Origin of the sequence: Glaciecola petra (assembly GCF_031846345.1) — a bacterium.
Classification (GTDB): Bacteria; Pseudomonadota; Gammaproteobacteria; order Enterobacterales; family Alteromonadaceae; genus Glaciecola; species Glaciecola petra.
In genome coordinates this window covers 40,906-53,922 of record NZ_JAVRHX010000003.1, presented here as the reverse complement: position 1 = coordinate 53,922, position 13,017 = coordinate 40,906, and the positions used below count along the sequence as shown (strand labels likewise).

General features: G+C 39.2%; 10 protein-coding genes. 5 read left to right on the top strand and 5 right to left on the bottom strand.

Annotated features, from left to right (window positions below; genetic code table 11):
- The first annotated feature begins 100 nt into the window (after nucleotides 1–100).
- Together RM552_RS11010 and RM552_RS11005 are read left to right on the top strand one after the other, a co-directional pair.
- A complete protein-coding gene (locus RM552_RS11010) occupies nucleotides 101–1,585 on the top strand; it encodes an aldehyde dehydrogenase family protein (protein WP_311368893.1) in 1,485 nt (494 codons plus the stop codon).
- 24 nt (nucleotides 1,586–1,609) lie between these two features.
- Nucleotides 1,610–2,026 (top strand): VOC family protein, encoded by a 417-nt coding sequence (locus RM552_RS11005; protein ID WP_311368892.1) that lies wholly within the window; start codon nucleotides 1,610–1,612, stop codon nucleotides 2,024–2,026.
- On the opposite strand, the gene RM552_RS11000 is transcribed toward RM552_RS11005, so the two are convergent.
- Entirely contained in the window at nucleotides 2,016–2,501 is a 486-nt protein-coding gene (locus tag RM552_RS11000; protein WP_311368891.1) for a YehS family protein, read from the bottom strand. The two genes, RM552_RS11005 and RM552_RS11000, sit on opposite strands and share 11 nt — an antisense overlap.
- A 220-nt stretch (nucleotides 2,502–2,721) precedes the next feature.
- Between RM552_RS11000 and RM552_RS10995 the strand changes: the two genes are divergently transcribed.
- Nucleotides 2,722–4,041 (top strand): hypothetical protein, encoded by a 1,320-nt coding sequence (locus tag RM552_RS10995; protein ID WP_311368890.1) that lies wholly within the window; start codon nucleotides 2,722–2,724, stop codon nucleotides 4,039–4,041.
- An 89-nt stretch (nucleotides 4,042–4,130) separates the two neighbouring features.
- On the opposite strand, the gene RM552_RS10990 is transcribed toward RM552_RS10995, so the two are convergent.
- From RM552_RS10990 to pbp4b, 3 genes are all read right to left on the bottom strand, one after another.
- Complete coding sequence (locus RM552_RS10990; RefSeq protein ID WP_311368889.1) at nucleotides 4,131–4,760, bottom strand: DUF642 domain-containing protein; 630 nt, start codon at nucleotides 4,758–4,760, stop codon at nucleotides 4,131–4,133.
- A 219-nt stretch (nucleotides 4,761–4,979) separates the two neighbouring features.
- Nucleotides 4,980–6,353, bottom strand: a complete 1,374-nt coding sequence (locus RM552_RS10985) for a Na+/H+ antiporter NhaC family protein (RefSeq protein WP_311368888.1) — start codon at nucleotides 6,351–6,353, stop codon at nucleotides 4,980–4,982.
- A 16-nt stretch (nucleotides 6,354–6,369) separates the two neighbouring features.
- Complete coding sequence (gene pbp4b / locus RM552_RS10980) at nucleotides 6,370–8,877, bottom strand: penicillin binding protein PBP4B (protein WP_311368887.1); 2,508 nt, start codon at nucleotides 8,875–8,877, stop codon at nucleotides 6,370–6,372.
- A 285-nt stretch (nucleotides 8,878–9,162) separates the two neighbouring features.
- Between pbp4b and RM552_RS10975 the strand changes: the two genes are divergently transcribed.
- Entirely contained in the window at nucleotides 9,163–11,070 is a 1,908-nt protein-coding gene (locus RM552_RS10975) for a glycoside hydrolase family 3 protein (protein ID WP_311368886.1), read from the top strand.
- An 85-nt stretch (nucleotides 11,071–11,155) separates the two neighbouring features.
- Nucleotides 11,156–12,370 carry an acyltransferase family protein gene (locus RM552_RS10970; RefSeq protein WP_311368885.1) on the top strand — a complete coding sequence of 405 codons (1,215 nt, stop codon included), beginning with the start codon at nucleotides 11,156–11,158 and terminating at the stop codon, nucleotides 12,368–12,370.
- 185 nt (nucleotides 12,371–12,555) lie between these two features.
- Here RM552_RS10970 and RM552_RS10965 read toward each other — a convergent pair whose 3' ends face one another.
- On the bottom strand, nucleotides 12,556–12,942 hold the full coding sequence (locus RM552_RS10965) for a hypothetical protein (RefSeq protein ID WP_311368884.1): 387 nt from the start codon (nucleotides 12,940–12,942) through the stop codon (nucleotides 12,556–12,558).
- Nucleotides 12,943–13,017 lie beyond the last annotated feature (75 nt).

Here is a 13,017-nt window from a genome sequence, read left to right as displayed (position 1 = left end):
TCATTAATCTAAATGGTTATGAGTGTAGAGTTTTTTGTTACTTATAAGCTAATTTGTTAGCATAGCCGTATGAATACTTTTTAGATTGTAGGATATGCCTGTGGCAAACCATATTGCACCAGTTGTGAATTTGAATAGTGAATCCACATCTTCAAATGGTGCTGAAGAAGAGCAAAGATCTGAGCAAGTCAGCTCGCAAAATTCGTCTAATGCTGATACTGAAATAACTCGATTAAAAACAAAACTCGATGAGTATTTTTATACTGGGGCCACTAAAGCTGCTTCGTGGCGAATACGCCAATTAAAATCATTATTGAGCATGTTGCAAAAAGAGGAAAAACAATTTGCCCAAGCCCTTCATTCAGACTTGGGAAAGTCGCCAGAAGAAGCGTTTTTTTCAGAAATTGGGTTTTTAACAAAAGAAATTAAATCATTCATCAAAAAGACTGAAAAGTGGATGAAACCCATTACAAAAAGTACGCCTTTATTGGCGTTTCCTGCCAAAAGCATGACTAAGGCCGAACCCTTAGGCACTTGTTTAATAATAGGTGCTTGGAATTATCCTCTTATGCTATGTTTAAGCCCCGTAATAGCAGCAATTTCGGCTGGAAATTGCGTAATATTAAAACCTTCAGAAAAGTCACCAGCAACTTCTGCTTTGCTCGCTAAGATGCTCCCTCAATACTTAGATATGAATGCTTTTGGCGTGATTGAAGGTGCCGTGCAAGAAACAACAGATTTATTAGCACTGCCTTTTGACAAAATATTTTATACCGGTGGCGAAAAAGTCGGCAAAATCGTCATGCGAGCAGCGGCTAACAACTTAACCCCAGTGACTTTAGAACTTGGCGGTAAAAGCCCTTGTATTATTGATAAAAATATTGACTTAAATACGGCAATAAAGCGTATCGTTTGGGGAAAATTGATGAATGTTGGTCAAACATGCGTTTGCCCCGACTATTTATTAGTGCATCACAGTAACCTAGACAATGTGCTAGAAAAAATTAAACAAGTGATTGTGAAACAATATAAAAAAGCCCCAAAACAAAACCGTTTTTATGGTCGTGTAATTGATAGTGATAACGTGCGTCGATTGGCTGGTTATTTGGAAGGCCAAGAAGTGGTATACGGCGGTGAATATAGCGCTGAAGAAAGATACTTTGCACCAACAGTTGTATTAAACCCTGACCCAGATAGTGATCTTATGCAAGAGGAAATATTCGGGCCTATCATTCCCATATTGAGCTTTAATGGTCGCAGCGATATGTTGCAATTTATTAAGCAAAGGGCAAAACCACTTGCCGCGTATGCGTTTACCGAAGACAAAGAGTTTGAAGACAAATTTATAGATACTATTTCGGCAGGTTCCATGTGCATAAACGACATTAGTATGTTTATGGCAAATGAGGAGTTACCCTTTGGTGGTGTTGGTACAAGTGGAATGGGGAGTTATCACGGTAAATATGGGTTTGATGCATTTTCTCATCAAAAGTCCATCATGCGCCGCAGTTTTAGTTTTGAAAACTCTTTTCGTTACATGCCGCTAAATTCTATAAAAATGTGGGTCTTGAGACGGTTTCTGTAATAATACAAAACAAGGAACAGCAACATGCTTAGGCCTTTTCATCTTGCCATACCCGTAAACGATATTACGGCAGCAGATTGCTTCTATGGCGGTATTTTAGCATGTGAAAAAGGGCGTTCTGCACCTGAATGGATTGATTGGGATTTTTTTGGGCATCAGTTAGTCACTCATTTAGTCAGCGACATGCCACAGTCCATTCAGCCTAATGAAGTAGACGCAAAAGCGGTGCCTGTGCCGCATTTTGGCGTGGTACTTGATGAAAAAAACTGGCTCGCAACAGCCGAAAAACTGCGGGATGCTAAAATAGAATTTGTGATTGAACCCTACATTAGATTTAAAGGTAAAACGGGTGAACAAGGTACTTTCTTCGTGTTCGATCCTTCTGGTAACGCACTAGAGTTTAAATATTTCAATGATTTAGGTATGTTATTTACTTCTTAGATTTTACATCGGGCCGATGTAATTTGACCATACCCTGCAAAAAATTTCGTAATAATTGATCATAACAAACCCGGTAACTGCGATGGTCTGGTTTTCTAAAAAGTGCGGTTAGTTCACTTTTACCAACATTAAAGCCGGCTAAGCGTAAAATTTTCATCATATCCTCTTGTTGATAATTCATCGCAATTTTTATTTTCCGTAGAATATCATTATTACTGAGCCTTTCACCCGCTTTGAGCACAACAGGAATTGAGCCTTCGCGTTTACCTCGCTTTTCAATAATTAGGGCATCTAAAAACAAGGAGAGAACCTTGTCTCTGCATGGTAAAAACCCCTTTTCTTCTTCATGCAGCATCATACTCATTAGATAATTTTCATCTAGGTCGTATTCAACCAATTTCATCAATTTTATAGTTGCTTTGTTGTCAAGTGATAGGGCAAAGCGTAAGCGACGGAAAATATCATTAAAGAGCATTTAAAAGCCTGTTAAATTGAACTCATTCAATTATACCTGATACCTTTCGATGCCGCTATGACAAGGAGCTCTTTGGTCAGAGTTTGTGCTTGATACTCTCTAGCGAAGGGGCTATTCTGATGGCATCAATAATATACAAGTTGTATTAAGAAACGGATATCAGAGCACGATACCCTGCGTTTCTGAGTAACAGCTTGGTCATTTTAATTAAGGTACTAATGTGCGTAAACTGTGTTTGAATGTTAGTTTGCTAGTGTTGCTTTTGGTTTCGCTTATGTCTTGCAATAAACCCACCCCACAAGAAGAAATACCCACCATAAACAATATTGCTGAAGATTACGTTAAGTTAGTCTTAAGGGTCGGGCAATTTGATAGTGACTTCGTAGACGCATATTATGGACCAGAGGAATTCAAACCTACTGAGCTAGAAAATGAAAAAGACCTGTCTCCCGAACGATATATAAAGCAAGTTGACGAGCTTTTGGCCAATCTTAAGCTACTTGATCAAGAGTCTGCGACTTATGATCAGCGACGAGTGTTTATGCTCGAAAAACAACTAGTGGCGGTTCGCACCAAAATTAGTATGTTAGGTGGTAAAAAATTTAGTTTTGATGAAGAAGCAAATTTATTATATGACGCGCAAGCGCCTTCATTTAGCGTAGCGCATTTTGACGCTCTATTAGCTGAGCTTGACAACATGTTACCGGGTGAAGGTTCTTTGAATCAACGTTATGCAGATTACGCTAAGCAATTTGTTATCCCAAAAGACAAGTTGGACACCGTGTTTCAAGCGGCTATCAATGAGGCGCGCAAACGCACAATAGCGAGGTTTTCATTGCCTGAAAATGAAAATTTTGTATTGGAGTATGTGACTGATAAATCTTGGTCAGGCTATAACTATTATCAAGGTAATGGTCAAAGCCTTATCCAAATAAACACTGACTTTCCTATTATGATAGACCGAGCAGTAGACCTAGCATGCCATGAAGGTTATCCGGGCCACCACGTTTTTAACGCTTTATTAGAAAAGAACTTGGTCAATGAAAAAGGTTGGGTAGAGTTTTCCGTATATCCTTTATTTTCTCCTCAATCACTAATTGCTGAGGGTAGCGCTAATTATGGGATTGATGTTGCCTTTCCTGGTGATAGTCGTATTCAATTTGAGAAAGAAGTATTGTTTCCATTAGCAGGCATTGACCCTGACAGCGCTGAAAGGTATTACGAAGTGCAGACCTTGAGAGCAAAATTAAATTATGCTGGCAACGAAGCAGCGCGTGCCTACTTGAATGGCGACATTGACCGTCTAAATGCGGCTCAATGGCTAGAAAGCTATTTACTTTTTGAGCCTGAAAGAGCTCTACAACGAACTCGCTTTATTGATCAATATCGTAGTTATGTTATTAATTATAATTTGGGTAAGGACTTGGTTGCAGAATATATTGAAGCTAAAGGTGGGACATCAGACAATCCAGACTTGCGTTGGCAGCTTTTTGAAGACTTACTTAGTCAGCCCTATACAGCGAGCATGCTGACGCACTAAAAACTACTCATAAAAAAACGAGGTTGACTATGATCAACCTCGTTTTTTATTATTTGCAGTTAAATTTCGCAATTAACGTTTAGCTATCATTATTTGCTAAATCTTCTGGCGCCAATTAATGCTAATCCTAACACCATCATTAATGCAGAAGCCGGCGCAGATGCTTGTACTGGACTAGTCTGTCCTGTTACTGAAACAGCATCAATAAAGTTACCAACAGTAGAAGTAGCAGGCATTACCGATGTAAAACTCAATGTAGTAGTTGTGTCAGTCGCGGTAAATACATTGCTATAAACAGACCAAGATGATGTTACATGGTCATCCATTAAGTTAGTAAATACGTTGTCTGTACCAGATAAAACATCAACTCTAAAAGCTTCGTTGTTGTTTCGGCGGGCACGATACGCAAAACTAAAGTCATATACACTGCCAATATTTGTGGCAAATGATTGTAAAATAGTAAACACATTTCCAGTGTAAGGGTGTGCGTTTAATTCGATATGATTTTCACCTTCATAAGCATGCACGCCATTTAGTGAATCCCAAATTTCAATGTTGCTTCCACTCCAGCTGTTAACGTTGTCAGATAAAAACCATCTCCAGCTGTTATCGTTTACGCTATTGCTTTCAAAACCACCGTTAACAATTAAATTAGCGTTGGCGAATCCACTACAAAGCACTAATGCTAATACTGCGGCGATTTTTCTTGAAACTCTCATTTTGTACTCCAAAGTCAGTTTACTTTACTAAAATGTTTGGGTAATTACGCTAAACATAATTACCCTCGGCTAGACTAAAGCAAAATGAATGCCAATATTTAAGTGATTGATATACAATGAAATAATTGCGCGCTTTTAGGCTACATGGGATAAGTGTAAAAAAAATAGACAGGTCTGATGAGTGACTCACTCGCGTCTTAACCAAAGCCAGGCATTCTGCTAAATCAAGACCAAACTAAGTACAATGTATGCCAGTACAGTGACCGCACCCACCGTTAAGGCATATGGCAGCTGCGTTTTTACATGATTCAATAAATCGCAACCAGCGGCTAAGGATGACACCGCTGTAGTGTCTGAAATTGGAGAGCAGTGATCGCCAAATATACCGCCACCTAAAATGGCAGCTAACACTAATTCGGGAGGCAGACCCAAAGTTTGAATGAGCGGCATGCCAATTGGGATGAGAATTGCAAAAGTGCCCCAAGATGTGCCAGTTGTAAAAGATATAATGCCACCCGCTATAAATAACATGGGCACAATTAAAAAAATGGGCAAAAAATCGCCAACTAATCCAGCTACAAATACCCCGGTCCCAAGTACTTTTAAACTAGCGCCTAATCCAATAGATAACATCACAATTGTCACTAATGGTAACAATTCACTCATGCCTGAAAAACCTAGTTTGAAAGCGCCTTGGTGATTTGTTTGTTTGCTAAAAACTATGAGGGCATAACCGACAATACAAGCTAAAAATGTTGCATATAAAACTGACCGAGAACCACTGCCTTTGGTTAAGTCGCCGTTACCTGTCCATAACATAAATCCGATCATACCAACAATCATGACTCCTAATGGTAAAATCATGTAGCGGGCCTTGCTTGGCTCAGCAAGTTTTACATGACTGTCGATACGTTCAAGCTTTTGTTCAGCTTCTTTCATGGGACCATGGGTTTTGTCGGCAAAGATAGTATACGCGACAACAACCAAGGTTAGCCATGCATACACGTTGTATGGAAGTGTGCTCCACAACATTACCAGAGGATTTTGGTCAAGCTCATAGGTACTTAATAAGGCTAAAATATATGCCCCCCACCCATTTAGTAGTATCAATATGCAAACAGGAGCACTCGTTGAGTCAATAATATAGGCCAACCTTGCTCTACTCATTTTAAATTTGTCAAATAACCCGCGTGCCATTATCCCTGCAGTTAACACACTCAAATTTGATTCAATAAATACAACAATACCTGTGAACATGGTAATGCCTGCTGCACGTCGTTTTGTTTTTGCAATACCGGATGAGATTAATTTATTTACAAAGGCAGCTACCCCACCCGAATCTCGCATAAAGGCCAATAACGCACCTACCAGTAAACTAAATATAAGTATGCGTGCATTACCACCATCACCAATAGTAGATACCACCCGTTCTATGGTATTGATGGGTGTAAGTAACAAGTTGCTGCCGTCTGCTTTTAAAATGAGTAAAAATTCAGCGCTAACAATAGATAGTAATAGCGCTAAAATGACTTCTTTTTTCCAAAGCACCACTAGTATTGCAATAAGAGGTGGTAAAACTGTTAACCATTCCAAGTAGATATACTCCTGTTCACTCGTTGCTTGATTTGCTAGACAATATCGCTTCGTATATGAGTGTCATCACATTGCCATAGCGAGCACTATCAAATTTATCGCCTTCAAAATATAGTTTTTCACCCTGCTTTATCACAGGAGAATGCTTTTTATTGCTAAGGTATATCACGGCTAAATCTAATTTGGGGTCAATAAGAGTTGCTGTTCCAGTCCACCCGGTATGACCAAAAGCTTGTTCGCTAGCATAAGCCCCAAAATGCCATTTGTTATCGTTTGCGGCAAGGCGCCAGCCAAGTCCGAAAGAATCTTCACTGTGTCTAGGATGAGTAAAGCGTTTTAATGTATTTGCGTCAAATAGTGCGTGCATGCCATAACCACCGCCGTTTAGTAGCAGTTTTGCCAATACGGCTAAATCATCTACATTAGAAAATAGGCCAGCGTGACCTGCCACACCTTGTAGCGAATAGTAGGCTTTTTCGTCATGAACTTCACCTTGTAATACATATTTACGAATATTGGCAAAATCGACTTCGCCGGCACGTGTATTTCCTTTTATTTCGGTCGCCGCAAAAAACGACTTCTGTTGGCGTTTTTGTAAAGGGTTATACATGGTAGCTGCTAAGTTTAGTGGCTTATAAATATGCGTTTCAACATACTCATCCAAAGGCATGCCTGTTATTCGTTCAACTAATAAGCCTAATATCATAAAGTTGGTGTCGCTGTATTGCTGAGCGCTGTCTTTTGTATGAGCAAAAGGGAGTTTTTTTAATAAAATGTCACGAGTTAAGGCTTTGTCTTGCGAATATAAGGCTTCCCCAAATGGGTTATCTAACTTAAAAAGCTGAACTTCACTATTGTATCCAGAGCTATGGGTAAGTAAATCTGCTATTGAACGGGTCTCTCTGCCTGCACCCGAATATTCCTCAAGGTATTGTGATAATGGCGCATCGACATCTAAATGGCCGTCACTGACGAGTTTCATGATTGCCATTGTGGTTGCAAATACTTTTGTATTTGAAGCTAAATCAAATTGTGTGCTGGCCAGCATGGGTTCAGGAATAGTAAGTAATTCTCCACCATCTGCATACTTCCTTGCATATCCATAGGCCGAACGTTTTACTATTTTACCTTGATATAAAACGAGCAAAGTTGCACCGGGGAAGCCATTTTCGACGTCATGTTCAATGAGCGAATCAACCGCTGAAAAGTCGATACCATTTGAGGCAAATGTATCCAAAGGTGTTATTTCGGGGTAAGGGATTGAAAGTGTTAATGTGCCATTTTCTGCGCCCTTTATGTTGTTTACTTTTATTGTGTTGATTCCATTTCGAGTGCGCCTTGCGATCGAATAAACAAGTTGCTCTTGATGATTAAAGCGGTCGCTAATATTTAGTTTTTGCCCATTTATGATGATATCTGCAGACTCTATATTTTCAGATTGCAGAATGAGTGTGCCAGTGTTGGCAAGCCCTAAAAACGAATAGCGTTTATCGTTATACAAACGTTTTCCATTTTTATTGGCTGGACTATCATTCAAAAAGAGCATATTGAGTTGATTTTTCGGACGAATAGCTGCTGATTCGGTAGCACTATTTACTTTGTGCTTACTATATTCTTCCACTAGGTCAGTCAATTGTTCAGGAAAGTACTTTTCGAGCAAAGCAAATAAGGTTGCAGCAGTGCTATTGTCAGGATTGTAATTAACCTGCCAAGGCACAAAATGCATCTGAAACGCTCCTAATACATCTTGTGTTTGTTTGTCTAGTTCGCCAGTTAAATTGATTCCATACCCGTATGTGTAGAGGGCTCGTTGTAGCAAACCAAGGTGTGGCGGATGTTCGTTGAATATTTGCCAATATTTAGCAACGGCATCTTTTTCATACCAAGCTCCAATACCCGCTTCATATAGTTTTTGCCAAGGAAAACGAGGTCCAGGATCGTTTTTACGTGAAGGTGCGATATCGGAATGACCAATAACCGCTGTTGGTGTAATGTCGGGGTTACGCGCCAAAATGTCTTGGCTAAGGGCAATTAACAAGTCAATTTGTTTACTTTCAAATTCGGGAAAAATACATAATGGTTTTGGTTTGATAAACCCCGGCGGTACATCTTGCTCAATGCATTCTGGCATATTGACAATTTCAATGCCTATAGATGAATCATTTAAGCCAGAACGGCCCTGCCAATAGCTAACGCCTGCGTGCCATGCTCGTTCAGTTTCGTCGACTAGCTTTAATACTTCTATATTGTCTTTAGGGTAACTGTCATCATTCAGTTGGGGAATCAGATAATGTGAACTCACGCCGCCACCTTCGTTTACTAAGAACTTGACTGAGTCTTGGTAGTTGACCGCAGTAAAATGCATGACTAAGGACTTAACTCGATAGCTATAATTACTTGAGGGTAGTTCTGTAAAGTGGCTACTGCTAGTACAACTGATGATCAAAACACTCAGGGTAAAAATACACACTATATTGCCAAACTGTCTGGTAAGTCGATTCATCAATGTAAAGCATGCTTTCATTTGTGTTCTTATCCCTGATTTCTAATTTCTATGTTTGGCATATAATCATAGTAATTCTAAGCCTAGTAACATACAAGGTCAGTTATTATAGTCTTATAAAATGCCACAAAGTTGAATGCTGATAACGACATTTTCTTACATCATTTTAAAAAGCACTAACATAGTAATATATTGTGTATAGATTGTGTTAGGCTGACATAAGCAATGTAAATATCTCGTATATTGAGATTAGTTCACTATTATATTTCGATAGAGAGAATTCATTAAACAAAGGAAACACTTTGCGTGCATAAGTTACTATTATTTGTGATGGTATGCGGAATTAGCTCACATCTATTCCCTCATACATTTGCCAATGAAGGGAATGAAACAAGCAAATCAACACATTCTTCACCCACGCTCAAGTATAAACTTGCACAACAACTCTTTATTGATTTGCGTTATTTTTGTTCACCTGCAGCTGTCGGTTATTGTCAAATGCCAGTGACGACTTTGCCTAGCGAGTTAAGCGAACTGCTCAGCGAGACGCAAGTAGGTGGGGTGATTTTGTTTTCTGAAAACTTGACTGACAAAAAACAAATTTTAACCCTTAACAGGGCAATTCAATCGGCTATTTCACGCAATCAATCAAGTAATCAGTCAGTAGCTGCATATATTGGTCTTGACCAAGAGGGGGGGCGTGTTTCTAGATTGCCACAAGATGAGTATTTGGGATTTGCAGGTAACATGGCTATTGGCGCTACTTATGCGAAACATGATGTCTATTTTGCTGACGCAATCGCAACTGAACATGCGCGGCAACTTAGAATGCTTGGTTTTAGTGTTAACTTTGCGCCAGTATTGGATGTGAATAGTAATCCTGCAAACCCAGTAATTAATGTAAGGTCATATTCTCAATTTCCAGAACTTGTCGCTGATTTAGGCCAAGCTGCTATTGCTGCTATGCAAACAAATGGGATTGCGGGGGCCGCAAAGCACTTTCCAGGACATGGCGATACCAAGATCGATAGTCATGTTGGCTTGCCCAAAGTGGCTCATACGCCTGAGATAATTCATTCGATAGACCTTGCACCATTTAAACATGTAATAAATGGAAAAACACCAAGTGCAGTGCCCGACATGATTATGACAGCACACATTCAATACCCAAATTTAGACAATACCAGCTTCCAGACCAAGACCGGTAAAAAAACGACGCTTCCTGCGACCTTGTCGAAAAAAATACTGACGGGTTTGCTGCGCGAGCAATTAGGCTATAAGGGTTTAATTGTGACAGACGCATTAGACATGGCAGCTATTTCACAATTTCTAGAGCCAAAAGAAGCCGTAATAAAAGCGATTGATGCTGGCGCTGATATTACACTGATGCCATATCGTATTTCGTCTCCTGAGCAAGCTAAGGCTTTTATTATATGGCTTGATGAGCTGAGTAGAGATATCGCCAAAAAACCTGATTTGATTAAAAAAGTCGAGGCTTCTTACAAACGTATTATGGCGCATAAAAAAAGGCTAGGTTTACATCAAATAAGCCTTATTGATTTACCCCAAAGCGTTCAAAGTATTGGTTCAAATTCTGATGAATATCAGCAACAACAGGAACTTGCTCAATCTTTATCGAGGGCGTCGGTCACTTCTATAAAGGAGATTGCTTCCCTAGTTAAGCCATCATATGGTGTATTGGCCTTCATGCCTGATAAGCTTCGATGCGCCGGCCTGTTAGACGCGCTTGCTAAAAAAGTCGAAAGAATGGTTAAAACAATCCCTAAACATCGATGCTACTCTATGTTAAGTGAAGACTTACCAACCAACATTCCTTCTCAACTTAGTATTGGGCATATTATTGTGGGTGAATCTAGCCCAGCTTTGGCTTTTTACGAGAGCAAAGATTATGAAAACATTGCGGCGACTGAACGTAAAAATATTGAGAGCCAGTTTGAAAAAGTAAACGCGCTTGTCACATCGGCCAAGCAAAACAATATTTCAAGTACTTTGTTAAAAATGCGTTCCCCTTACGTGAGTGAACAAGAAATGAATAGGTATACACAGATATTGGCGACTTTCGATTATCAAGTGATTAGAACCGATAAAGAAGTGCTATTTAGTCCGGCATTATCACATGTTGTGGATATATTATATGGCGATGCAAAAGCCCAAGGTAGTTTGCCGGTGATTCTGCCAACGACAATAAAGTGATTGATTTAGCGCTAAACTGGTTGTGTGTAATATGGTAAAGTCGCAAAAATTTGCCAATCGGAGGCCGCAAGGATAGGCTAAGAATATGCGAGCACATATTTCAAAAATTCTTGAACAATACCTTCAAATGAATGGTAGCCCCCAACATCATTCAAAACGGTTGATGGCCATTGATGTTTTTAGGGGATTAACTATTACTGCCATGATTTTGGTTAATAACCCAGGTAGTTGGTCTTATCAATATTGGCCTCTAGCCCATGCGCATTGGCATGGTTGGACTCCCACCGATCTTATTTTCCCTTTTTTCCTCTTTATTGTTGGGTGGTCACTTTATGCCTCTAAATTAGCTAGTGCCAATGGGGCAATTGACTCTAAAGGGGTTTTATTTGGGGCATTAAAACGTACTTTCATATTATTTTCGCTTGGGCTTTTTTTAGCGGTATTTTACATCAATATTAATGATGCCAATTTTTCTTGGTTTAATGACAGGCTTTTAAGTATTCGCATTATGGGCGTTTTACAACGAATTGCTCTGGTGTATTTTGTGGTCATATTTATTGTTATGTATTGTCGTTTTTGGACGCAAGTTTTTATTGCAATAGCCTTGACCATTGCATATTTAATAGCATTATATTTTGTGCCTTATGCCGACGCGGCAGGTGTTTTATATCAAGGTGAACTTGCTCGTGGTTTTACTTTTATTGATTATTTAGATAGTAAAATACTCACACCAACACATATGTACCTTGGCAACTTACAACCATTCGCCTCAGATCCAGAGGGAATTTTCAGTACGCTGCCAGCTATAGTGACTTGTTTGTCAGGGGTATGGGTTGCCATGTGGATGAAACGAACACACTTAACAACATTGTTTTGCGCAAAGTTATGTGGGCTTGGCATATTATTAGTAGTAGGTGCTACTTATTTTTCATCATTAATACCTATTAATAAACCGATGTGGACACCCACGTATGTCATGCTAAGTTCTGGGTTTGCTTGTATGGTATTGAGTGTTTTAGTGTATTTAATTGAAATAAAAAAACATCACAAGAGCTTTGCGCCCTTTATTGTGTTTGGCATCAATAGTATTGCATTTTTCATGTTTGCTGGGGTAGTCGGGCGTTTGTTATTGATGATTCCTGTTGGCGACTCTCACTTAAAAGGGTGGTTTTACAGCAACTTTTTAGACGCATATCTCGATAATTATTTAGCGTCGTTTATTTATTCGCTATGCTTCTTACTCATATCTTACTTGGCGATGCTGTTTTTGTATCGGCATAAAATCATATGGAAAGTGTAAGGTTTGGTTGTTTTTATCAACATCTATTGCAAAACAATAACAAACGATAAATCGATGAAAACCGATGTGGTTTTTAGCCATACCGATAGCATGAGTACGTGCCTAAAATGCGCGCTTAAAAAGCCAAAGCTTTGACTCAAATACTAACAAAAAATGCTAATACTCAAAGCCCTGCTCAATAGCTATCACGGCTTTTCAACAATACTTTGCACTAACAATTTGTATGATTCATCCTCTTGCTTTACCCAAGTATCATTCATCGTCAAGCGAATACCAGTACTCAGCTCCCACTTCGTTTTAACTGAGAACATGTCTCGACGATATGAGGTTATTTGAGCTTCTTCTTTAGTAAGAGGTTTAATATTTGCTGCAATAAGTTTTTCCCAATAGCGTTTTATTTCAGCAAAGCCAATAAAATTAATTTCAGTATTGATGTTTAAAATACAGAAAGGTTCGTAACAATCTGCACAAAGCTCAGCACTGCTTTTAGAAAACGCATCGTATAATTGAGTGCATACTTGTTGCACTTCATCGCATTGCACATTTAACAAGTTTAATTTACTTTCTGACATCGGTGATAACCTTCTTGATTTGGTGTTGCCAACATCATAAAAAGTAAATGTGTAAAAAGTTTGGAGAAGCCCTGT